Below are 23,143 nucleotides of genomic sequence, written 5' to 3'. Positions count from 1 at the left end.
TCGGGTATCGTTACCGCTGCGGAAAAACGGCGGAACAGGCGTTCGACATGCGAGAGATCAATCAGCAGCGGCTGCGATACTTCCGTGAAGTGCTGGCGCACGGCACCATCCGCGGCGCGGCGGACAGCCTGAACACCTCGCCCTCGGTGATCACGCGGCAGATCCGGTTGCTGGAGGAAGAACTCGGCGCGCTGCTGTTCGAGCGCGAGCCACGCGGGCTGCGGCCCACCGCCGCGGCGGCGCACCTGCTGGAATTCTGGCGCGGCTACCGCTCGCACCAGGAGAAGCTGGAGGACCAGCTGCACGCGCTGCAGGGGCTGCAGCAAGGCGAGGTCAGGCTGGTCCTGAGCGAGGGCTACGTCGACCTGCTCGTCAACGAGGTGCTGGCACGGTTCTGTGCGCGCTATCCGCGCCTGGATATCCGCATGGACATCCTGGCGGTCGATGGCGTGCTGGAGGAAGTGGCGGAAAGCCGCGCGCATATCGGCCTGGCCTACAACCCGCCGCCGCACCCGCGCATCGAGTACCGAGCGAGCGCGTCGCAGCCGGTGGTGCTGCTGGTCAGGCCCGACCACCCGCTGGCGCTGCGCGGCGGCGCGGCCAGCGTCGCCGACCTGCAGGCCTATCCGCTGGCCATGATGCCGGCATCGTTTGGCGTCGGCCATGCCTTGCGCATGGTCGAGTTCGCCGAGAACGTCTCGATCCGCGCGACCCTGGTCAGCAATTCACTGACCGCGCTGAAGCAGTTCGTCGCCTACGACCAGTACATGACGCTGATCGGGGAATTCGCCGCGTACCGCGAGATCGCGGCGGGCACGCTGGCGGTGGTGCCGCTGGACCATCCCTTGTTTCTGGGCACGCAGGCCCGGCTGCTGGTGAAGGCCGGGCGGCCCCTGCCCGCGGCAGCGCTCGAACTGCTCGACCATATCGGCCGGCATATGTCGATGTTCGCGCGCCAGCGCTAGCCGGGCCGCCGCGTCTTGCCGGCAGCCCGCGCGCCGCTCAGGCAAGCGTCTGCGCGACGATGGCCGCTGCGGCCAGGCTCGAGGTGCCGATGGCCAGCCAGCATCCGAGCAGCAGTGCGCCATGGGCGAGGCGTCGGCTTGGGTTCATGGCGTGGTCTCCTGTCAGATGCTGGCGGCGTGGATCAGCGCTCGATTACCGGTGCGTGGACCGGGGCGATCGATTCGTGCGGCGTGGCGGTGCGTTGCGCGGCCTTGTGGACCATGGTGTAGGCGTAGTCGATGCCCATGCCGTAGGCGCCCGAGTGTTCCTTGGCGATGCCGGTGACGGCGTCATAGGTGTCGCGGTTCTTCCAGTCGCGCTGCCACTCCAGCAGGACCTGCTGCCACGTCACCGGCACCACGCCGGCCTGGATCATGCGCTGCATGGCGTAGTCGTGCGCTTCCTTGCTGGTGCCGCCCGAGGCGTCGGCGACCATGTAGATCTCGTAGTCGCCTTCCAGCATCGCGCTCAGCGCGAAGGTGGTGTTGCAGACTTCGGTCCACAGTCCGGCCACCACCACCTTCTTGCGGCCGGCGGCCTGCAGGGCATCGCGCACCTTCTGGTCGTCCCACGAATTCATCGACGTGCGCTCGAGGGTCTGCTTGCCCGGGAACACATCCAGCAATTCCGGGTAGGTATAGCCCGAGAACGAATCGCTCTCGACGGTGGTGATGGTGGTAGGCACGTCGAACACCCTGGCCGCCTTGGCCAGCCCGATCACATTGTTCTTCATGGTCTGGCGGTCCATCGACTGGACCCCGAAGGCCATCTGCGGCTGGTGGTCGATGATGATCAGCTGGCTGTTGCGCGGGGTCAGGACTTCAAGCTTGGCGTTCGACATGATGTTCTCCTATACGATTCAAAATTGTTGATAGTCTGTAGCGGCGCTTTTTATTGTGTCGCGCTGCCATGTGGAGAACTATAGCGAAGGCCGTGATGCTATCAGTCGACATGCATTGTCATTCTTATTCAAAAAAATTGATAAAGGATCGCCGCGCTCTTTAGTGGCCGGCCAGGGATTGCCTTGAGGTTGGAAATGCGAATTGTTATCATTCGTGGTCGTTCCCCGTCCGCATCGCGCCATGCCCGCCGCCCCCGTTCCCGCCTGCCATCCTTGTTCTCTCAACCACGCCGATCGCGCTGGTAATGCCGCCGCGCGCGCGGCGCTGCGGGTGCCGGCGTGAGCAGGGCGCTGCAGGCGGGCGGGTGGCGCTATCGCGCGGGCGTGGGCGCGCGTGCGCTGGCGGCAATTGCCGGCGGCTATGCGCTGGCCGCGCTGGCTACCGCGGTGCTGGCGCTCTATCTGCCGATGGCGCGGCACGATGCCGTGACCACGGCGACGCTGCTGTCGTTCGCCATCTATGCCGGCGCGGCGGTGTGGGTGTTTGCGGTGCGTAGCGCCTGGCGCGCATGGGCGGGCCTGGCGCTGCCGGCCGCGCTGCTGGCGGCCATGCTGGTGCTCGGGCGGGGGGCGTGATGCGCGCGGGATTCAGGCAGTCGATGGCGTGGCTCCACACCTGGAGCGGCCTGCTGGTGTGCTGGGTGTTGTTCCTGATGTTCTGCGGCGGCACCGCCAGCTACTACAAGGAAGAGATTTCGCTGTGGATGCGGCCGGAGCTGCATCGCACCGCGCCCGCCGAGGCCGCGCAGCTGCCCGCCGCGCAGGTGGCACAGAACGCGTTGCGCTATCTCGAGCGCGAGGCGCCGGGTGCCGCGCGCTGGTTCATCACGCTGCCGGATGCGCGGCGCGACACGGTCAACGTGCTGTGGACCTACAAGCCGGGCCAGGCGCCCCGCGATGCCGACGGCAAGCCGCGCCGCTTCGACACGCGCCTGCTCGATCCGGCCACCGGTGCGCCGCTGCAGGCCGCGCGCGAGACCCGCGGCGGCGAATTCCTCTACCGGCTGCACTTCGACCTGCATTACATGCCGGCCAAGTGGGCGCGCTGGATCGCCGGCTTCTGCGCCATGTTCATGCTGGTGGCGATCGTCAGCGGCGTGATCACCCATCGCCGCATCTTTGCCGATTTCTTTACGTTCCGGCGCGGCAAGGGCCAGCGTTCCTGGCTCGATGCGCACAACGCGCTGGCGGTGCTGCCGCTGCCGTTCCACCTGATGATCACCTACACCGGGATGGTCACACTGCTGTTCATGTACATGCCGTGGGGCATCGAGGCCGCCTACCGTGGCGACGAGCGCGCGTTCCAGGCGCAGGCCAGGCTGCGCCCGACGCCGCCCAAGGCAGCGGGCACGGCCGCGCCGCTCGCGAGCGTGCCGGACATGATGGCGCAGGCCGGGCGCGCATGGCAGGGCGGGCAGGTGCGGCGCATCGTGGTGAGCCTGCCGGGCGATGCCAACGCAACCGTGACCCTATCCCGCGCCGAGCCCGAGACGCTGTCGCACGATCCGCTCGCGCTGGAATTCGCGGGTACCAGCGGCGCACTGCTGGGCACGTACGCCGAGGACAAGTCCGCTGCGGAACTGACGCGCAGCGTCATGACCGGCCTGCATATCGCCAGCTTTGCGCCGCCCGGCCTGCGCGCGCTGTTCTTCCTGTGCGGGCTGGCCGGCACCGCCATGGTGGCCACCGGTGCCATCCTGTGGGCGGTGCGCACGCGCCAGCAGCAGGCCAAGGCGATCGCTGCGCGGGGACGGCCGGGATTCGGGCTGCGCCTGGTCGAGGCGCTCAACCTCGGGGCGATCGCGGGCCTGCCGGTGGCCTTTGCCAGCTACTTCTGGGCCAATCGCCTGCTGCCGGTGGCGATGGCGCAGCGGCCCGAGGCCGAGATCCGCTGGTTCTTCATGGCCTGGGCCGCGTGTGCGCTGCTGGCACTGTGCCGGCCCACGCGCGGCATGTGGCGCGCGCAGCTGTGGGCGGGGGCGGCGCTGTTCGGCGCCATCCCGCTGCTCAATGCGCTGACCACCGCGTCGCATCTGGGCGTGACGCTGCTGCAGGGACGCGGGCCGGCCGCCGTGGCGGGCTTCGACCTGGTCTCGCTCGCGCTGGGTCTGGGGCTGGGCGCCGCCGCATGGATGACGGGCCGCCGCCAAGCCGCCGGCGCGCGCCTGGCACCGCGCCCCCGCAACGTTGCCGCCGGCACGCAGGAGGCCGCATGAACGCGCTGGCTGCATTTGCGCTGTCGCTGGCCGGCTTTGCCGCGCTGGCGCTGTCGCTCGAGCGTCACCATGCCGATATCCATGGGCGCGGCAGCATGCCGTCGCGCGGCGCGGTGGCGCGTTTGCGCCTGGCCGGCGCGCTGGCGCTGGCGCTGGCGTGGGGGCTGCATATCGCCGCGCAGGGCGGGCCGCTGGGCACGGTGTCGTGGCTGGGCACGCTGACGGCCAGTGCCATTGCCGTGGCGCTGGGCTTGTCCTACGCGCCGCGCGCGGTGCAGCGCTGGCTGCCCGGCGTGGCGCTTATCGGGCTGGCCGGCGCCGGCTGGATGCTTGCCGGCTGAGCGGCTGGGGCGGCAAGGTGCGCCGCCGCGCGCTCAGCTCGCCGCTTGCGGCCGGGCCCGCGCTTCGGACTGCTGTGGGACATCGCTTCCGGCATCGCCGACGACATCGCGCAGCACCTCGAGCAGCCGCTGCGGCGGATACGGCTTGCGCAGCACTGCCACCGCGCCAAGCCCGGCGCGCTGTGCCGGGGTCAGGTCCAGCGCGTAGCCGGTGGCGAAGACTACGCCCAGCCGCGGATAGTGCGCGCATGCCGCCAGCGCCAGGTCCACGCCGGAAGCCCCGGCCAGCGCCACGTCGGTCAGCAGCACGTCGACCGTGTTGACGGCCAGCACGGCCATTGCCGCGGTATCGCCGTCCGCTTCCAGCGCGTGCAGGCCATAGGCGCGCAGCACTTCCGCGGTGCCGGCGCGTACCAGCGCGTCGTCGTCGACGCACAGCACGCACAGCACGCGCAGTGGCGCGGCATCTGGCGCGTGGCCGGCTGGCGTTGCATGCGCGGCCATGGCGGCGCGCTGGCCGCGGTTGGCCAGCACGTGGCGCACCTTGCGCGCCAGCGCCTCGTGGGTATAGGGCTTGCTGAGCAGTTCGATGCCGGCATCGAGACGCCCGTCATGCACGATGGCGCTGTCGGCGTAGCCCGAGGTGAACAGCACGCCCACGTCCGGCAGCCGTTGGCGCAGCCTGCGCGCCAGTTCCGTGCTGCGCAGCGGGCCGGGCATCACCACGTCGCTGAACAGCAGGTCTACCGGCACGCCGCGCTCGACGATGGCCAGCGCGCTGTGCGCGTCGCGCGCGCGCAGGACGTGATAACCCAGACTGGCCAGCATCTCGACCACCGTGGCGCGCACGTCCTCGTCGTCTTCCACCACCAGCACGGTCTCGCTGCCGCCGCGCACGGGGCCCGCGTCCAGTTCGATGTCCGGGTCTTCGTCCTGGCGCACCCGAGGCAGGAACAGCGTGACCGTGGTGCCGCGCCCGGGCTCGCTGCAGATCTTCACGTGGCCGTCGGACTGGCGGATAAAGCCATACACCATGCTCAGGCCCAGCCCGGTACCCTGGCCCTCGGGCTTGGTCGTGAAGAAGGGTTCGAACACGCGCTCCTGCACCTCGGGCGGCATGCCCACGCCGGTGTCGGTGACGGACAGCAGCACGTACTGCGTCGACGCGGCCGCCGCGTCGTCGGTGGCTTCGCCAGGCAGGGCGTTGCGCGCGGCGATGGTGAGGCGCCCGTGCCCGTGCATGGCGTCGCGGGCGTTGATGGCCAGGTTCAGCAGCGCATTCTCGACCTGGAAGGGGTCGACCAGTGTATTTCCCTGGTCGGGCGCCACCACCGTTTCAATCTCGATGCCATCGCCCAGCGCCCGGCGCAGCATGTCGTCCAGCGTGCGCACCAGCCGGCCCAGGTTGACCACGCGGGGCGCCAGCGGCTGGCGCCGCCCGAAGGCCAGCAGCTGCGACGCCAGCTTGGCGCCGCGCGCGACGCCGGCCAGCGCGTTGCGCAGGCGCGGCTCGGCGCGGTCGTCGCCGGCCAGGTCGCGCGCCAGCAGCTGCAGGTTGCCGCCGATCACCTGCAGCAGGTTGTTGAAGTCATGGGCGACGCCGCCGGTCAGGTTGCCGATCGCCTCCATCTTCTGCGCGGTGCGCAGGGCCGCATCGGCATGGCGCAGCGCGGCCTGCGCTTCGCGGTCGCCGGTGACGTCGCGGCCCACGCCGTGGATATGGCCGTTGGCCGGATCGACGGACAGCGTCCAGGCCAGCCAGCGCAGCATGCCGTCGGCGCGCTGCTGGCGGCATTCGAAGCGCACCGGCACGCCTTCGTGGCGCAGCGTGTCCAGCTGCGCGCTCGCGCCGGCCAGGTCGTCGGGATAGATGAACGACAAATACGCGCGTCCCAGCACCTGCTGCGGCGCGTGGCCGAGCGTGCGCGTCCACGCCGGGCTGACCCGCTGCAGGCAGCCATCGAAGCGCGCGACGATAAGCAGGTCTTCGCTCAGCTCCCACAGCCGGTCATGGTCGGCCACGGCCTGCGCGACGCGGCGCTCGAGCGTGGCGTTGAGTTCCTGCAGGCGGCGCTCGGTGGCCCGGCGCAGTGCCGACAGGCGCAGGTTGCTGGCCACGCGTGCCAGCAGCTCGCGCGCGGAAAAGGGCTTGACCAGGTAATCGTCGGCGCCGCTGCCCAGGCCGCTCACGCGCGCCTCCTCGCCGGCGCGGGCGGACAGCAGCAGCACCGGCGTGTCGCTCAGCGCGGCATCGGCGCGCAGCGCGCGCACCAGGCCAAAGCCGTCCAGGCGCGGCATCATCACGTCCGAGACCACCAGTGCCGGCGCGTGCGTGCGCGCCAGCGCCAGCGCCGCCTCGCCGTCGGCGGCCACGGCGACGCGATGGCCGGCAGCGCCCAGCAGGCGGCGCATGTAGTCGCGCAGGTCGTCGTTGTCGTCCACCACCAGCACCAGGGCGCCGCCGTTGGCCGCATCGCCGGCCGCGGCGTGCGCGGGTGGCATGCCAGCGTCTTGCGCTGCCAGCGCCGTCGCCGTCGCCGGCGGCGGCATCTGCGCCTGCGGCCAGCGCAGCGCGGTTTCGACATAGGCGCGGGCCTGCGCGCTGCTGCACGGGGGCGCGTCGTCAGCGTGGCTTGCCGCGTCGGTGACTGCGTCGGCGGCCGCGGCGGCTCCGGCGGGCAAGCGCACGGTGAAGCAGGTGCCCTCGCCTGGCACGCTCTGCACGTCGATCGTGCCGCCGTGCAGCCGCACCAGCTCCTGCACCAGCGCCAGGCCGATGCCGCTGCCTTCGATGGTGCGGCCCTGGGCGCCTTCCACGCGATGGAAGCGCTCGAAGATGCGCGGCAGTTCCGCCACCGGGATGCCGATGCCGGTGTCGCGCACGGTGAACGCCACCGTGTCGTCGCCCTGCGCGGCCACGGCCACGGTGATGGTGCCGGCGAAGGTGAACTTGAACGCGTTGGAGACCAGGTTCAGCACGATGGTCTCCCACATGTCGCGGTCCACCGCCACGGCGCGCGCCAGTGGCGGGCAAAGCGGCGGGCAGTCGACCTGCAGCGTGATGCCGGCCGCTTCCACGCTGGCGCGGAACAGCGAGGCCAGGTCGGCCGTCAGGGCGGCCACGTCGGTGGGCTGGCGGCGCATCGCGACGCGGCCGGACTCGATCCGTGAAAAATCCAGCAGCGCATTGACCAGCTTGAGCAGGCGCAGCCCGTTGCGATGCGTCATCTCCAGCATGGCGCGGTCTTCGCCCGCACCCGCGCGGCGCAACAGCTCTTCCAGCGGGCCCAGCATCAGCGTCAGCGGCGTGCGGAACTCATGGCTGATGTTGGAGAAAAACGCGGTCTTGGCACGGTCGATCTCGGCCAGCGCCTCGGCACGCTTGCGCTCTGCCTCATAGGCCAGCGCCGAGTGCATGGCGGCGCCGATCTGCCCCGCTGCCAGCGTCAGGAAGCTGCGGTAGCGCTCGTCGAACAGCCTGAACGGGTTCAGGCCCACCACCAGCACGCCGCGATGCGACGCGCTGCCCGATGGCGCCACCTCGATCACGGCCGCGCATGACGGCGGCACGCCCCACGCGCCGCCCGGCAGCGGCACGGCGAAGCGCGCAGCCAGGCCGCTGACCAGGCCGGGCTGCTGCTGCGCCAGCACTTCCGCCACGGGCCATGGCCACTGCCCGTCCAGCGCGATCTGTGCGGGGGCACCGGGATGGTCGGCGTCGATGCCGATGGCGCCGGCGCGCTGCAGCGTGCGCGCGCCGGGCTCGGCGATGTACAGCAGCGCGAACACGATGTCGCGCGGGTCCGACGACAGCGCCGCGATGGCGCGCGCGCACGCGTCGCGCCACGCGCGCGCCTCGCTGGCCGAGGCCGCCACGTCGCGCAGCACGTTCAGCTGGCGCTCGGCCAGCACGCGTTCGGTATCGTCGCTGTTGGCGCAGATGATGCCGCCGGTGCCGCCTTGATCATCCGGCACCGGGCTGTAGGAGAAGGTGTAGTAGGTCTCCTCCGGGTAGCCGTTGCGCTCCATGATCAACAGCTTCTGCTCGACGAAGGTGCCTTCGCTGCCGGTCATCGCGGTGGCCAGCAGCGGGCCGATCTCGGGCCAGATCTCGCGCCACACCACCGAGGTGGGCTGGCCAAGCGCGCCGGGGTGCTTGCCGCCGATGATCGATTTGTAGGCGTCGTTGTAGAAAAAATGCAGGGCCTCGCCCCAACCGATCCAGATCGGCTGGCGCGAAGTCAGCATGATGCGGATCGCCGTCTTGAGGCTGTGTGGCCAGGCCTGCGGCGGTCCGAGCGGAGTGGCGTCCCAGTCGAAGGCGCGCATCAGCGCGCCCATTTCGCCGCCGCCGGCGAGAAAGCCGGGCATGTCGGCGGGCGGCGCGGCCGCTGCGCTGCTGCCGGCGGCGGCGGATTCACCCGGTGGCGGCGGAGAGGGCAAGGGCGTCATGCTGGCGGCGGTGTCCTTTTTGGTCTTCTCAGGGGGCACGCCGGTTCGGTGCCCGGCCCGCGTCTTGGCAGACTGTGCCTAGCCTTGCCGCGCAATGCAAGCAGGCCGCGAAGCGCCTGTCCCGGCGCCTCGCGGCCCTTGCCCGCAGCGTGCTGCAGACGGATTACAGCGGCGGAGAGACCCAGTACGGGTCGCGCCCGTAGTATTCGTGCAGTGACTTGCCCCACTGCGGGTCGGCCATGCTCGGCCAGCTGTCCTTGTTGAAGCCCGGGGCGGACTTGATCCGGTCAGCCGTCACGGCGATCCGGAAGCACTTTTCGTCGGTATCCATGACCAGTGCGTTCCATGGGATGGCGTGCAGCGTGTCGCCCATGCCGAGGAAGCCGCCGGTGGTCAGCACCGCATAGGCAATGCGGCCGTGCGGCACGTCCAGCATGATCTCGGAGATCTTGCCGACATGCTCGCCGTCGGACGAATAGGCCTTGGTGCCATCCAGGCTGGAAGCCGCCATCACTTCCGGGCCCGGGCCTTCGCCCACGCCGGAACCGACGATGGCTGCGCCTTGACTGCTGGGAGGTTGGGTTTGCATGTTTTGCTCCTTGTCGCGAGACGGTGGAATGCTTGGCGTGCGCAATGACCATGCCTGCGCCGCTTTGGCGTGGTTTCGACGGGGATCGCCGCGCGGCGGCGCCCGCTGGCGCCCCCTGCGGAGGTAATTCTTTCGCGTGGCTTGCAAAAACAACGCATCCGCACGGGTGCGGCGCGGGCATTCGGCAGCCGCTTCAGAAGTGGTGCCGCATGCCAAGCATCACGCCCACGCGCGTGCTGCGCGCCACGTCGGTGGCGGGCGTGCCGGCCCAGTACTCGGTCTCGCGGCCGACCGCGCCGTCGCGCGCGCGCACCACGTCGGCTTCCAGGTACAGGCTGGTGCGCCGCGACAGGGCGTAGTCGGCCACCACCGCGACGCTGTCGGCATTGCCGCTGCCCAGTGCCACCGGCACCCGCAGGAACTGCGTGGTCACGTTGCCGCGCTGCCAGTAGCGGTAATAGGCGCCGGACAGATGCAGCGCGGGCGTGAGCTGGTAGCCCAGCCCGGCGAAGGCGATGTTGAAGCGCGCGCCGCTCGCGGCCGGATCCCGCGCCGATTCGCGCCGGCCCATGTGGCCCACGTAGAAGGTGGCCTTGCCGGATGCGTAGGAGCCGCCCACGGCGTAGTTGCGTACCGTGCTGCCGCCGTCGGCGCTGCGGCGCTGGTCATAGGCCGCGCCCAGCGCCAGCGCGCCCTGCTGCAGCATCAGCCCGCCGCCCAGCGTGGCGCCGCGCGCCACGCTGCCGGCTTGCCCGCCAGCGCCGTAGTCCAGCTGCAGCGTCAGCGGCCCGGCGCTCTTCTTGTAGACCACGCTGTGGTCGATGCGGTAGTCCTGGAAGAAGATGTCGCCGCCGAGGTAGATCGGATCGGACCAGAAGTTGCCCCAGCCCTGGTCCAGCGGATTGAAGGCCCAGCCGATATTGTTCAGCGCGTTGTACTGGCGGCCGAAAGTCAGGCTGCCCCAGTCGCCGGCCAGGCCGGCATAGGCCTGGCGCCCGAACAGCGCCTGGTAGCTGGCGCGGCCGTCGTCGCTGCCGATGCCGGCCTCGAGCTGGAAGATGGCGCGCTGGCCGCCGCCGAGGTCTTCCTCGCCCTTCAGGCCGAAGCGGCTGCCGACCATGCCGCCGGAAACCAGCGCCGCCTGGTCGTGGTGATGGCCGTCCAGGTTCGAGGTATAGCGCACGGCCGTGCTGACGATGCCGTAGACGGTGATGCCGGGTTCGGCGTGGGCACGCGCGGCCGTGAGCGCGGCGGTGAGGGCAGCGACGGGCAACAGCCCGGCCGCCAGCAGCCAGTGGCTGGCTGTCTTCTGCATGGAGGGTCCTCCGGGAGGTCGGATCCGGCCGGCGCGCGGGCGTGCCGCAGCCGATCCGTCAGGCCGATGGCCTGCGGGTTCCAGTCCCGCGTTGGGGGGCACGCGGGTCGTCATCGGGCCAAGCGCAACGGAAGCGCGCGGCCCGGGCGAGGGTCGAAGCGGGCGGCGATGCCTGGAGGGTCGGCGAATGCCGGCAGTATTGCCGGGCAAGCCTTGCGCAGCACCGGTTGCCGGTGCCACGGGAGCGGGCCCGAAGGCCACGGAGCGGGTTCGCCGGCGCCCGCTTCGGCAAGCGCTTTTCGGCAGCGGCCGATCAGGCTTGGAAGGCACATGCCGGGGTCGTACCCGGCGCGGCGAACAGGACGTAGTTTACCTGTAGTGGCTGGACACGCTCGAAAAGTGCGCCTTCCAGCGCAGTGAAGACACGGGATATCGAGCGGCCAGCCCATGCACTGGTCGCTGATAACAAGGTTGCGGGCTATGCCGCCGGTGTGCTCCCTCTCCCGCTAGCGGGAGAGGGCAGGGGAGAGGGCAGGGGTGAGGGTGGGCGCGTCGACGAAGTCCGCCGCGGCAAGGTTCGTCAGCCCGCCCGTTTCGCCGAGATCACCGCTTCCGCCACATTGGCCGGTGCTTCGGCGTAGTGCTTGAACTCCATGGTGAAGGTGGCACGCCCCTGCGTCAGCGAGCGCAGCGTGGTGGAGTAGCCGAACATGGTCGCCAGCGGCACTTCGGCGCGCACGATCTTGCCACCGCCGCCGGCGATGTCTTCCATGCCGTGCACCATGCCGCGGCGCGAGGACAGGTCGCCCATCACGTTGCCGGTGAATTCCTCCGGCGTCTCCACCTCGACCGCCATCATCGGCTCGAGCAGCGTGGGCCGGGCGCGGCGCATGCCTTCCTTGAACGCCATCGAGCCGGCCATGCGGAACGCGTTTTCATTCGAGTCCACGTCATGGTAAGAGCCGAACACCAGCGTGGCCTTGATGTCGACCACCGGGTAGCCGGCCAGCACGCCTGACTGCATGGTCTCGCGGATGCCCTTGTCCACCGCCGGGATGAACTCGCGCGGCACCACGCCGCCCTTGATCGCGTCGACGAACTCGTAGCCGCCGCCATGCGGCATCGGCTCCAGGTTCAGCACCACGTGGCCGTACTGGCCGCGCCCGCCCGACTGCTTGATGAACTTGCCCTCGACGTCGCGCGCCGGCTGGCGGATGGTCTCGCGGTACGCCACCTGCGGCTTGCCGACCGAGGCCTCGACGCCGAATTCGCGCCGCATCCGGTCGACCAGGATTTCCAGGTGCAGCTCGCCCATGCCGGAGATGATGGTCTGCCCCGACTCCTCGTCCGTGGTCACGCGGAACGACGGATCTTCCTGCGCCAGCCGGTTCAGCGCGATGCCCATCTTCTCCTGGTCGGCCTTGGTCTTCGGCTCCACCGCCTGCGAGATCACCGGCTCGGGGAAGCTCATGCGCTCCAGGATGATGACCTTGTCGGGGTCGCACAGCGTGTCGCCGGTGGTGGCCTCTTTCAGGCCCACCGCCGCGGCGATGTCGCCGGCGCGCACTTCCTTGATCTCGTGGCGCACGTTGGCGTGCATCTGCAGGATGCGGCCCAGGCGCTCGCGCTTGCCCTTGAGCGGGTTGTAGACGCTGTCGCCGGAGTTGACCACGCCGGAATACACGCGGAAGAAGATCAGCTGGCCGACAAAGGGGTCGGTCATGATCTTGAAGGCCAGCGCGGCGAACGGCTCGTCGTCGCTGGGGTGGCGCTCGGCCTCGCGGTCGTCCTCGGTGTGGCCCAGGATGGCCGGCACGTCGGCGGGCGACGGCAGGTAGTCGATCACCGCGTCCAGCATGCTCTGCACGCCCTTGTTCTTGAAGGCGCTGCCGCACAGCATCGGCACGATCTCGTTGGCGATGGTGCGCTTGCGCAGGCCCTGCTTGATCTGGTCCTCGCTCAGCGGCTCGCCCGACAGGTACTGGTTCAGCAGCGCCTCGTCGGCCTCGGCGGCGGCCTCGATCATCTTGTCGCGCCACTCCTGCGCGGTGGCGAGCAGGTCGGCGGGAATCTCCTGGTACTCGAAGCGCACGCCCTGGCTGGCCTCGTCCCAGACGATGGCCTTCATCTTGACCAGGTCGACCACGCCCTGGAAGTGGTCCTCGGCGCCCAGCGGAATCTGGATCGGCACGGCGCGGCCGCGCAGGCGGTCGGCGATCTGCGTCTGCACGCGGAAAAAGTCGGCGCCGACGCGGTCCATCTTGTTGACGAACGCGATGCGCGGCACCGCATACTTGTTGGCCTGGCGCCAGACGGTCTCGGATTGCGGCTGCACGCCGCCGACGGCGTCGTAGACCATGCAGGCGCCGTCCAGCACGCGCATGGAACGCTCGACCTCGATGGTGAAGTCTACGTGTCCGGGCGTATCGATGATGTTGATGCGGTGCTCGGGGTAATTGCCGGCCATGCCTTTCCAGAAGGCGGTGGTGGCGGCCGAGGTGATGGTGATGCCGCGCTCCTGCTCCTGTTCCATCCAGTCCATGGTGGCCGCGCCGTCGTGCACTTCGCCCAGCTTGTGGTTGACGCCCGTGTAGAACAGGATGCGCTCGGTCGTCGTGGTCTTGCCGGCGTCGATATGCGCGCTGATGCCGATATTGCGGTAGCGCTCGATGGGGGTCTTGCGGGGCACAGTGTTCTCCATGGATGAAACACGCCCGAATAGAGTAGCACCACTGGCCGCTCGCCGTTGCCCCTGCCGTGGGCAGGGACACGCGCCCGGGGACGGCCCCGCGGGAAGTCCCGCGCGTCTGAGGCCGCCCTAGGATTTTCGCTGCAACCGATGCGGATTCCTCCCATCCTGTGCGCGCTTGCCGCTCCCTATACTGGCGTGGCATCGCGTCCCGGCGTGCGCTGTTCCTGCTTTCCCGTTCCTGCCGGGATGCTGCCCGGGCCCGATGCCTGCCTGAAACCTCGGACCCGCGCATGACAACCATCCTGATCGTTGACGACCATCCGGCGATGCGGCTGGTGCTCCGGCACCATCTGTCGCAGCTGCTCGGCGTCGACGAGGTGATCGAGGCGGACAACGGCCAGTGCGCGATCGAAATGGTGCGCGCGCGCATGCCGGACCTGGTGCTGCTGGACCTCGACATCCCGCGCTCGAGCGGGCTCGACGTGGCGCCGCGCCTGCGCGCGATCCATCCGCAGGTGCGCATCCTGGTGGTGACGGCGCTGGACCCGGCCGTGTTCGTCAGCCGCTCCTGGCAGGCCGGCGCGCAGGGCTTCGTCAGCAAGACCCAGGACATCAAGGAGATCCTGCGCGCGGTCGAGGCGGTGCTGGCCGGCTATACCGTGTTTCCGGTGCTGGGCCGCGGCGGCGCGCCGCGCCAGTCGATGTCGGCAGACGACGAGATGCTGCGGCGCCTGTCCGACAAGGAACTGGTGGTGCTGCAGATGCTGGCGCGCGGCATGTCGTACAAGGCCATCAGCGAGAGCCTCTTTATCAGCAACAAGACCGTCAGCAGCTACAAGGCCCGCATCATGAACAAGCTGCAGGTGTCTTCGCTGGTCGAACTGGTCGACTTTGCACGGCGTTGCCGGCTGACACCTTAAGACCCGGCGCCGGCGTCACTATTCATTAGACATCGTATGACTTGCCGGCGCATGCCGCCCTCATGCGCGTCCCGCCTCAGCCTTGCGGGCTGGCCGAGCCGGACGCCTTGCGCAGCCGTTCGCGGCTGTTGGTCAGGTGCATGCGCATGGCCGCCTTGGCGGCATCGGGGTCGCGGCGCTCGATGGCGTCGTAGATGTTCTCGTGCTCGATGCTGACGCGTTCCAGGTACTGCACGCGCTCGGGGGTGCTGACCTGCAGGCGGCTGCGCGGAATCACCATGGTGCCCAGGTGGCCCATGATGTCGGTGAAATAGCGGTTGCCGGTGGCGCGCGCAATGGCCAGGTGGAAGGCGAAGTCGCTTTCCACCGCGTCATTGCCGGCGCCGGCGCCGTGCTTGAGCTCGTCCAGCGCCTGGCGCATCGCCGCCAGTTGCGCGTCCGTGCGGCGCGCGGCCGCCAGGCCGGCCGCTTCCGCTTCAACGCTGACGCGGAATTCCAGCATCGCCATCACGTCCATGGCCGTCCCCAGCGCGTCCGGCCCGATCCGGAACGGCGATGGCGCCTCGGGCGCGCGTTCCAGCACGAAGGTGCCGATGCCGTGGCGCGTCTCCACCAGGCCGCTGGCCTGCAGCCGCGACAGCGCTTCGCGCACCACGGTGCGGCTCACGCCCATGGTCGCCATGATCTCGGACTCGGTGGGTAGCTTGTCGCCGGGCTTGAGCTGGCCCTGGCGGATTTCCTCGCCAAGGGCTTGTACGACTTCCTCGGCAAGCGTGCGGCCGCGGCGGCGCAACGGAGTGGGGCTGGCGGGGCCCTGAGTCGGGACGAGAGGCTGGGCGTTCGGCATGGTGCGGCTGGTCGCTGGCTAAGGATACGGGCGGGCTTTCCCGGACTTGACCGGCCCGAGATTGCCTCATTATACTGGGTTATCAGTCATACGATGACAGATAACATACGCAACACAGTCGCCCGGGTGGAGGATCGTCCGCCCGCGGCAATGCCGGAGACAGTCCTGAGATGAGCCCTACCGCCACCCCCATGGCGTCCGCCCACACCCCGGTCGTGACCGAACTGACCGTGGTGCCCGTCGCCGGGCATGACAGCATGCTGATGAACCTGTCCGGCGCCCATGGCCCGTACTTCACGCGCAATATCGTGATCCTTCGCGACAGCGCCGGCCATACCGGCGTGGGCGAAGTGCCGGGCGGCGAAGGCATCCGCCAGACGCTGGAAGACGCGCGCCCGCTGCTGGTGGGCCAGCCCATCGGCCAGTACCAGGCGCTGCTGAACCGCGTGCGCGCGGCCTTTGCCAGCCGCGACGCCGGCGGCCGCGGGCTGCAGACCTTCGACCTGCGCATCACCATCCACGCCGTCACGGCGCTGGAGGCGGCGCTGCTCGACCTGCTCGGCCAGCACCTGGAAGTGCCGGTGGCCGCGCTGCTGGGCGAAGGCCAGCAGCGCGACGCGGTGGAGATGCTGGGCTACCTGTTCTATATCGGCGAGCGCCAGCGCACCACGCTCGACTACCGCACCGAGCCCGACGCGGACAACGCATGGTTCCGCGTGCGCAATGAGGTGGCGATGACGCCCGAGGCCGTGGTGCGCCTGGCCGAAGCGGCGTATGAGCGCTACGGCTTCAACGATTTCAAGCTCAAGGGCGGCGTGCTGCGCGGCGACGAAGAGATGGAAGCGATCCTGGCGCTGGCCGAGCGCTTCCCGAAGGCGCGCATCACGCTGGACCCCAACGGCGCGTGGTCGCTGGCGGAAGCCGTGCGCCTGTGCCGCGACAAGCGTGGCGTGCTGGCCTATGCCGAAGATCCGTGCGGCGCCGAAGACGGCTACTCGGGCCGCGAGATCATGGCCGAATTCCGCACCGCCACCGGCCTGCCCACCGCCACCAACATGATTGCCACCGACTGGCGCCAGATGGGGCACGCGGTGCGGCTGCAGTCGGTCGACATCCCGCTGGCCGACCCGCACTTCTGGACCATGCAGGGGTCGGTGCGTGTGGCACAGATGTGTGCCGAATGGGGTTTGACCTGGGGCTCGCACTCGAACAACCACTTCGATATCTCGCTGGCGATGTTCACGCACGTGGCCGCGGCCGCGCCGGGCCGGGTCACCGCGATCGACACGCACTGGATCTGGCAGGACGGCGAACACCTGACCCGCAACCCGCTGAAGATCGAAGGCGGGCTGGTGCAGGTGCCCAAGACCCCGGGGCTGGGCGTCGAGCTCGACCTGGATGCGCTGGCGCGCGCGCACGAGCTGTACCAGCGCAAGGGCCTGGGCGCGCGTGACGATGCCGCGGCGATGCAGTTCCTGATCCCCGGCTGGAAGTTCAACAACAAGGCGCCGTGCATGGTGCGCTGACGCGGCACCGGCGACGACGCCAACGGCCATTGCCCGTCATCCATCCCGGCGCGGCAGGCTTCTCTCATCAAAACACTGCAGGAGACAACCATGTACACCTTTCAACGCCAGGGCGCGCCGCGCCTGCCTCACTGGCTGCGCGCCTTCGCGCTCGGCTCGGTCGCCGCGGTCGCGGCACTGACCTTCAGCGCCCCGGCCGGCGCCGCGGCGCAGGACTGGCCGCAACGTCCGGTATCGGTGGTGGTGCCGTTCCCGCCGGGCGGCTCCAGCGACGCCATCGCGCGCATGCTGACGGTGCCGCTCAACGAGAAGCTGGGCCAGCCGTTCGTGATCGACAACCGCCCCGGCGCGACCGGCGCCATCGGTGCCACCTACGTCAAGCGCGCGCCGGCCGACGGCTACACCATGATGGTGGCGTCGATCGGCGTCTATGCGGTCAATCCGTTCTTGCAGAAGAACCTGGCCTATGACCCGGCCAAGGACTTCGACCTGCTGACCGTGGCGGTGCGCGCGCCCAACGTGCTGGTGGCCAACCCGCAGTTCCCGGCCAACACCCTGGCGGAACTGGTGGCGTACATGAAGAAGAACCCGGGCAAGGTCAGCTTTGCCTCGTCCGGCGCCGGCTCGTCCGACCACCTGACCGCGGCGCTGTTCTGGCAGAAGAGCGCCACCGACGGCCTGCATGTGCCCTACAAGGGCGGTGGCCCGGCCATTTCCGACCTGCTGGCCGGGCAGGTGGACGTGTCGTTCCAGAACGTCAACGCGGTGCTGCAGCATATCCGCACCGGCAAGCTCAAGGCGATGGCCGTGACTTCCGACAAGCGCTCGCCGGTGCTCCCTAATGTGCCCACCATGGCCGAGGCCGGCATCAAGGATGTCGAGGTCTACTCGTGGCAGGGCGTGGCCGCCCCGCGCGGCCTGCCGCCGGAGATCAAGAGCCGCCTGCACGGCGCGCTGGTGTCGTCGCTGAACGATCCGAAGATGCGCCAGAAGCTGTCCGAGAGCGGCTTCGAGGTGGTGGCCAACACCCCCGAGCAGTTCAACCAGTTCGAGGCGCAGGAGCTGCAGCGCTGGAAGACCGTGATCGAGAAGGGCAAGATCTCGCTGGACTGATCGCCGCCGCATAACACCCAATACCAAAGCACCGACCGCGCCGGCCCCGCACGTGCATCGTGCCGCGCCGGCGCGCGCCCTCGACTGGAGACCACAGCATGACCTACGGACGCCGCAGCTTTCTCAAGCAATCCTCCGCACTGGCCGCCGGCCTTGCCGCGGGGCCGCTCGCCGGCCTGTCGCCATCCGCGCACGGCGCGAACTGGCCCAATCGCCCGATCCGCCTGGTAGTGCCTTACACCGCCGGTGGCTCGTCCGACATCATCGCGCGCCTGATCAGCAAGCAACTGGGCGAGGCGCTGGGCCAGTCGGTGGTGGTCGACAACCGCCCCGGCGCCAACGGCAACGTCGGCGCGGCGCTGGTCGCGCAGGCCACTGACAACCACACGCTGCTGCTGTGCGATATCGGCGCGCTGGCCATCAGCCCGTCGGTCTACACCAAGCTGACCTTCAATATCGCCAAGGACCTGAAGCCGGTGTCGATGCTGGCGTATTCGCCGCACCTGCTGGTGGTGCATCCGTCGGTGCAGGTGAGCAGCGTGAAGGAACTGGTGGCGCTGTCGCAGCGCAGCCAGCTCAACTTCGCCGTGACCGCCATCGGCAGCGCACCGCACCTGGCCGGCGTGGCGGTGGAGCAGGCCACCGGCGCCAAGTGGCAATACGTGCCGTACAAGGGCGGCTCGCAGGCCATCGCCGATACCGTCGGCGGCAGCGCCCAGGTGCTGATGAACGGCATGCTCGCCACGCTGCCCCATGTGCAGTCGGGCAAGCTCAAGCTGATCGCGCAATCCAAGCGCACGCGCATGCCGCTGCTGCAGAACGTGCCGACCATCGCCGAGCAGGGCGTGCCGAACTTCGAGTCGGGCACCTGGCAGGGCGTGATGGCCCCGGCCAGCATGCCCGACGCGATGGTGGCACGCATCAGCGCCGAGCTGATCCGCATCATCCGCGCGCCGGATCTGCGCGCCCAGCTGGTGGCGCAGGGCGCCGAAGTGGTGACGATGACGCCGGGAGAAACCGGCAAGTTTTTCGTCGCCGAGCAATCGCGCTGGGAGGGAGTGGTGAAGCAGGCGGGGATCAAGCTGGAGGCTTGACGAGGATGGTGGTGATGGAACGGCCCGCATGGTCAGTGCGGGCCGTTTTCTTTTGGGGGGCTGGAAGCGGCGTTGGATGGTTTTCTCCCTCTCCCGCTTGCGGGAGAGGGAGTACACAGTGGGAAAACGAAACGGCCTGGGGCTGACCAAAAAAGCAAAAGGCCCCGCACCAGGCGGGGCCGCATCGCATCGTCTCTCGTTACTTCCGCAGCGCCGCTGGCAGCAGCCCCTGCGGCAGGTTCTGGTAGCAGACCGGACGCAGGAAGCGATCGATCGCCGTGGCACCCACCGAAGTCGTACGCGCATCCGAAGTCGCCGGGAACGGCCCGCCATGCACCATCGCGTATGCCACCTCGACGCCGGTGGGGTAGCCGTTGCACAGCACGCGCCCGGCCTTGCGTTCCAGCACCGGCAGCAGGCGCTGCGCAGCGGCGTGGTCGGCGTCGTCGAGCTGCATCGTTGCCGTCAGCTGGCCTTCGAGCTGGCGTGCCACGGTCAGCATCTCTTCCATATCGCGGCACACCACCAGCACTGTCGACGGGCCGAACACCTCGGCCTGCATGCGGTGGTTCGCCAGGAACTGCGCGGCGGTGGTTTCGAACATTTCCGGGCGGGCCTGGTTTGCGCCGCTGGCGTCCACGCCGTTGCCGATGCGCTGCAAGCCGTCGAGCGATGCCAGCTGGGCCACACCCTGCTGATACGCGGCATGGATGCCGGGGGTCAGCATCGTCGCCGCCGGCTTGCCTTGCAGCGCGCCGAGCGCCGCCGCGCGGAACTTGTCGAGGGCGGGTCCTTCGATGCCGATCACCAGTCCGGGGTTGGTGCAGAACTGCCCGACCCCGAGCACCAGCGAATCGACCAGCTGGCGGCCGATCTCCTCGCCGCGCGCGTCGAGCGCGGCGGGCAGCAGGAACACCGGATTGATGCTGCTCATCTCGGCATACACCGGGATCGGCTGCGGGCGCGCGTTGGCGGCGCGCATCAGCGCCATGCCGCCGGCGCGCGAGCCGGTGAAGCCGACCGCCTGGATCGCCGGATGCGACACCAGCGCCGTGCCGATGGCATTGCCCGCGCCCACCAGCAGCGAGAACACGCCTTCGGGCAGGCCGGCGTCGCGCACCGCTTGCTGGATCACGCGCCCGACCAGCTCGGAGGTGCCCAGGTGCGCCGGGTGCGCCTTGACCACGACCGGGCAGCCCGCCGCCAGTGCTGCGGCGGTGTCGCCGCCCGCTACGGAGAAGGCCAGCGGGAAGTTGCTGGCGCCGAACACCGCAACCGGGCCGATGGCGATGCGCTGCATGCGCAGGTCCGGGCGCGGCGGGGTGCGCTCGGGCAGCGCGGGGTCGAAGGTGGCCTGCTGCCAGCGGCCTTCGCGCAGCACGGTGGCGAACAGGCGCAGCTGGCCGGCGGTACGGCCGCGCTCGCCCTGCAGGCGCGCGATCGGGAGCGCGCTCTCCAGGTGGGCGCGTTCGACCAGCGTGTCGCCGAGCGCCTCGATGCCCGCGGCGATGGCCTCGAGGAAGGCCGCGCGCTGTTCGGGCGTGGTATTGCGGTAAGTGTCGAAGGCGGCTTCGGCCAGCGCGCAGGCGCGCTCGACCTCGGTTTCGCCGCCGCCGTGGAAGTCAGGGCCGATGGCGGCGCCCGTGGTGGGATTGATCGCCTGCAGCGTCGCCTCGGTGCCGCGCACGGCTTGCGCGCCGATCAGCATGTCGCCGGTGATTTGCATGAAAGGATCCTTGTCAGCGTTTGGAACGGGGAAACCGGCCGGAGGGCATGCGCCCCGCGGCCGGCTGGTCGGAATGCAAGGCATGGGACGGCGCGCTCGCCATCCGCGTGCCGGTTACTGCGGGCCGAGCTTGTTGATCAGCGCGCCCAGCATCTCCATTTCCGCGCCGGTCAGGTCGGTCAGCGGCGCGCGCACCGGACCGCCATCGCGGCCCACCAGGCGCGCGCCCGCCTTGACGATGCTGACCGCATAGCCGGCCTTGCGGTTGCGGATGGCGAGGTAGGGCAGGAAGAAGTCGTCGATCAGGCGGCCCACGGTGTCGTGGTCGTCCGCGGCGATGGCGCGGTAGAAGTCCATCGCCGTCTTCGGGATGAAGTTGAACACCGCCGACGAATACACCGGTACGCCCAGCGCCTTGTAGGCCGCGGCATAGACCTCGGCGGTGGGCAGGCCGCCCAGGTAGGAGAAGCGGTCGCCCAGCTTGCGGCGGATGCTGACCATGGCCTCGATGTCGCCGACGCCGTCCTTGAAGCCGATCAGGTTGGGGCAGCGCGCGGCCAGGCCGGCCAGCTGGTCGGCGTTGAGCCTGGAATTGGCGCGGTTGTAGACGATCACGCCGATATCGACCGCCTTGCAGACTTCTTCCACGTGGGCGGCAATGCCGTCCTGGCTGGCTTCGGTCAGGTAGTGCGGCAGCAGCAGCACGCCGGCGGCGCCAAGGCGCTGGGCTTCCTGCGCATAGGCGATGGCGGTGCGGGTCGGGCCGCCGGCACCGGCCAGGATCGGTACCTTGCCGGCGCAGGTGCGCACCGCGGTGTCGACCACGGCCGAGTAATCCTGCGGCGTCAGCGAGAAGAATTCGCCCGTGCCGCCGGCCGCGAACAGGGCGGTGGCGCCGTAGGGGGCCAGCCACTCGAGGCGGGCGGCGTAGGACTTCGGCGCGAAGTCGCCCTGGGCGTCGAAGTCGGTGATGGGGAAGGACAGCAGGCCTTCGGAGACGATTTGCTTGAGTTCGTTGGGTGCGAGCATTGCGGCAATTCCAGGGCGGGCCGATGGCCCGGGTGGCAGAGGCGGCTGACTTGCTGCGCGGCAGGCCAGTCGAGTTATCAGTCATCGTACGACAACGAATGGACGAAGGCAATAGGGTGCGGGCGTACCCCGGGTTAACCGGGAGTTGGGCCGTGTAGCGTCCTCGGGCGCGCCACGCGCTGCGGATGAGGGTGGAATGCATCACATTGCGGAACTCTGCCGGGCCGCAAATGCACCCTGAGCGCCAGCGGGCACAGCGACATGTTGTCGGACAACGTAAGTCAAATGCCGAGTGGCCCACTCAGCGAATTTGAATCGGCCATGCAAAGCTGCCGCGCCACGGGCCTCCGCCGGCTGGCACACTGGCGTCCTGAACAAAAAGGGGAGAGCGCGGTGGGAGAGTTACAGGCCTTGCTGGAAAACCACGGGCTGATGCTGGTGTTCCTGAACGTACTGGTCGAGCAGGCCGGCCTGCCGGTGCCGGCCTATCCGATGCTGTTCGTCGCCGGCGCGCTGGGCGTGCAGGAGACCGGGCCGTCGATCGGCGCGGTGCTGGCGGCGGTCATCGTGGCTTGCCTGATTGCCGACACCGGCTGGTACTTCGCCGGGCGCCGGCTGGGCCAGCCGATGCTGCGCACCATCTGCAAGGTATCGATCTCGCCCGATTCCTGCATTCGCCAGACCCAGTCGCTGTACCTGCGCGTGGGGCCGCGCTCGCTGGTGGTCGCCAAGCTGCTGCCGGGCGCCGGCGCCCTGTCGACCGCGATGGCCGGCATGACCGGCACGCCGCTGCCGGTATTCCTGTTCTACGACGCACTCGGCGCGCTGGTGTGGGCCGGCAGCGGCCTGCTGATCGGCGTGGTGTTCAGCGACTTTATCGATGCCATTCTGGAGGGCTTCAGCACCTACGGCCATATGGCGCTGGCGGCGGTGGTGGGGGCCTTCCTGGTGTTCCTGGCATGGCGCTCGTGGCGCCGCCTGCGGCTGCTGCGTATTACGAAACGCGTGCCGCGCATGAGCGTGGATGAGCTCGAATTGCGCCGGCTGGCCGGCGCGCTGCCGGTCGTGATCGATGTGCGCGCCCACGGCGACATGCCGATGGAGCGCATTCCCGGCTCGATGGTGCTCGACATGCAGGGCGCGCTCGACAGCCTCGACGCGCTCGGCGTGACACCCGCCGAGGCAGACATCGTGGTGTATTGCGCTTGTCCGAACGAGATGTCGGCGGCGCTGCTGGCCGAACGCCTGCGCGTGGCCGGCTATCCCAGGACCTGGGCGCTGGCCGGCGGCTTCGACGAATGGAAGCGGCGGCACGGCGAGGCCGTGCCGCCTGTCGTCACCCATCCCGGGCCGGGCCAGGCGACGGCAGGCTGAGCC

Annotated in this window: 17 protein-coding genes; 9 read left to right on the top strand and 8 right to left on the bottom strand. The window is 69.5% G+C overall.

The genetic code is table 11. The features are described from left to right. The first annotated feature begins 47 nt into the window (after positions 1-47). Positions 48-965, top strand: coding sequence for a LysR family transcriptional regulator (locus FHX60_RS22680; RefSeq protein WP_116385934.1), 918 nt, complete (start codon positions 48-50; stop codon positions 963-965). Between the two features lie 182 nt (positions 966-1,147). Here FHX60_RS22680 and FHX60_RS22675 read toward each other — a convergent pair whose 3' ends face one another. Then, positions 1,148-1,846 (bottom strand): hydrolase, encoded by a 699-nt coding sequence (locus FHX60_RS22675; protein ID WP_092314729.1) that lies wholly within the window; start codon positions 1,844-1,846, stop codon positions 1,148-1,150. A 339-nt stretch (positions 1,847-2,185) separates the two neighbouring features. On the opposite strand from FHX60_RS22675, the gene FHX60_RS22670 reads away from it, so the two are divergent. From FHX60_RS22670 to FHX60_RS22660, 3 genes are read left to right on the top strand one after another with little or no spacing between them, the layout of a single operon-like run. Beyond that, positions 2,186-2,482, top strand: a complete 297-nt coding sequence (locus tag FHX60_RS22670; RefSeq protein WP_311730412.1) for a DUF3649 domain-containing protein — start codon at positions 2,186-2,188, stop codon at positions 2,480-2,482. Further along, positions 2,482-4,122: a PepSY-associated TM helix domain-containing protein gene (locus tag FHX60_RS22665; RefSeq protein WP_183284712.1), complete on the top strand. Its 1,641-nt coding sequence runs from the start codon at positions 2,482-2,484 to the stop codon at positions 4,120-4,122. Before FHX60_RS22670 ends, FHX60_RS22665 begins: the two co-directional genes overlap by 1 nt. Further along, the gene (locus FHX60_RS22660; RefSeq protein ID WP_092314725.1) at positions 4,119-4,463 is read left to right on the top strand and encodes a DUF3325 domain-containing protein; all 345 of its coding nucleotides are present in this window, start codon (positions 4,119-4,121) and stop codon (positions 4,461-4,463) included. The genes FHX60_RS22665 and FHX60_RS22660 overlap by 4 nt, the downstream gene beginning before the upstream one ends. A gap of 33 nt (positions 4,464-4,496) precedes the next feature. Here the strand turns inward: FHX60_RS22660 and FHX60_RS22655 are convergent, their stop codons facing one another. From FHX60_RS22655 to fusA, 4 genes are all read right to left on the bottom strand, one after another. Further along, a complete protein-coding gene (locus FHX60_RS22655) occupies positions 4,497-8,915 on the bottom strand; it encodes a response regulator (protein WP_375790550.1) in 4,419 nt (1,472 codons plus the stop codon). A gap of 163 nt (positions 8,916-9,078) precedes the next feature. Continuing rightward, positions 9,079-9,504: a PRC-barrel domain-containing protein gene (locus FHX60_RS22650; RefSeq protein WP_062804057.1), complete on the bottom strand. Its 426-nt coding sequence runs from the start codon at positions 9,502-9,504 to the stop codon at positions 9,079-9,081. A 193-nt stretch (positions 9,505-9,697) separates the two neighbouring features. Next, positions 9,698-10,819 carry a porin gene (locus FHX60_RS22645; protein ID WP_112776300.1) on the bottom strand — a complete coding sequence of 374 codons (1,122 nt, stop codon included), beginning with the start codon at positions 10,817-10,819 and terminating at the stop codon, positions 9,698-9,700. 580 nt (positions 10,820-11,399) lie between these two features. After that, entirely contained in the window at positions 11,400-13,508 is a 2,109-nt protein-coding gene (gene fusA, locus FHX60_RS22640) for an elongation factor G (protein WP_092314719.1), read from the bottom strand. Positions 13,509-13,801: 293 nt separating this feature from the next. Here fusA and FHX60_RS22635 point away from each other — a divergent pair, with 293 nt between their 5' ends. Continuing rightward, on the top strand, positions 13,802-14,431 hold the full coding sequence (locus FHX60_RS22635) for a response regulator transcription factor (protein ID WP_026164172.1): 630 nt from the start codon (positions 13,802-13,804) through the stop codon (positions 14,429-14,431). Between the two features lie 76 nt (positions 14,432-14,507). Here FHX60_RS22635 and FHX60_RS22630 read toward each other — a convergent pair whose 3' ends face one another. After that, positions 14,508-15,278, bottom strand: coding sequence for a FadR/GntR family transcriptional regulator (locus tag FHX60_RS22630; protein ID WP_183284711.1), 771 nt, complete (start codon positions 15,276-15,278; stop codon positions 14,508-14,510). Between the two features lie 170 nt (positions 15,279-15,448). Between FHX60_RS22630 and gudD the strand changes: the two genes are divergently transcribed. From gudD to FHX60_RS22615, 3 genes are all read left to right on the top strand, one after another. After that, entirely contained in the window at positions 15,449-16,804 is a 1,356-nt protein-coding gene (gudD, locus tag FHX60_RS22625) for a glucarate dehydratase (protein WP_092314715.1), read from the top strand. Between the two features lie 90 nt (positions 16,805-16,894). Further along, positions 16,895-17,917 carry a Bug family tripartite tricarboxylate transporter substrate binding protein gene (locus FHX60_RS22620; protein ID WP_183284710.1) on the top strand — a complete coding sequence of 341 codons (1,023 nt, stop codon included), beginning with the start codon at positions 16,895-16,897 and terminating at the stop codon, positions 17,915-17,917. A 98-nt stretch (positions 17,918-18,015) separates the two neighbouring features. After that, positions 18,016-19,011, top strand: coding sequence for a Bug family tripartite tricarboxylate transporter substrate binding protein (locus FHX60_RS22615; RefSeq protein ID WP_183284709.1), 996 nt, complete (start codon positions 18,016-18,018; stop codon positions 19,009-19,011). 199 nt (positions 19,012-19,210) lie between these two features. Here FHX60_RS22615 and FHX60_RS22610 read toward each other — a convergent pair whose 3' ends face one another. Together FHX60_RS22610 and kdgD are read right to left on the bottom strand one after the other, a co-directional pair. Beyond that, positions 19,211-20,737 carry an aldehyde dehydrogenase (NADP(+)) gene (locus tag FHX60_RS22610; protein ID WP_183284708.1) on the bottom strand — a complete coding sequence of 509 codons (1,527 nt, stop codon included), beginning with the start codon at positions 20,735-20,737 and terminating at the stop codon, positions 19,211-19,213. 114 nt (positions 20,738-20,851) lie between these two features. Beyond that, positions 20,852-21,766, bottom strand: coding sequence for a 5-dehydro-4-deoxyglucarate dehydratase (kdgD, locus tag FHX60_RS22605; RefSeq protein WP_183284707.1), 915 nt, complete (start codon positions 21,764-21,766; stop codon positions 20,852-20,854). A gap of 393 nt (positions 21,767-22,159) precedes the next feature. Between kdgD and FHX60_RS22600 the strand changes: the two genes are divergently transcribed. Continuing rightward, positions 22,160-23,140 carry a DedA family protein/thiosulfate sulfurtransferase GlpE gene (locus FHX60_RS22600; protein ID WP_183284706.1) on the top strand — a complete coding sequence of 327 codons (981 nt, stop codon included), beginning with the start codon at positions 22,160-22,162 and terminating at the stop codon, positions 23,138-23,140. The last annotated feature ends 3 nt before the right edge of the window (positions 23,141-23,143 follow it).

The sequence above is a fragment of the Cupriavidus alkaliphilus genome (genome assembly GCF_014191175.1).
In the GTDB taxonomy this organism is placed as follows: Bacteria; Pseudomonadota; Gammaproteobacteria; order Burkholderiales; family Burkholderiaceae; genus Cupriavidus; species Cupriavidus alkaliphilus.
Note: the sequence above shows the minus strand (reverse complement) of the source record. Positions and strands in the feature narration are given on the sequence as shown.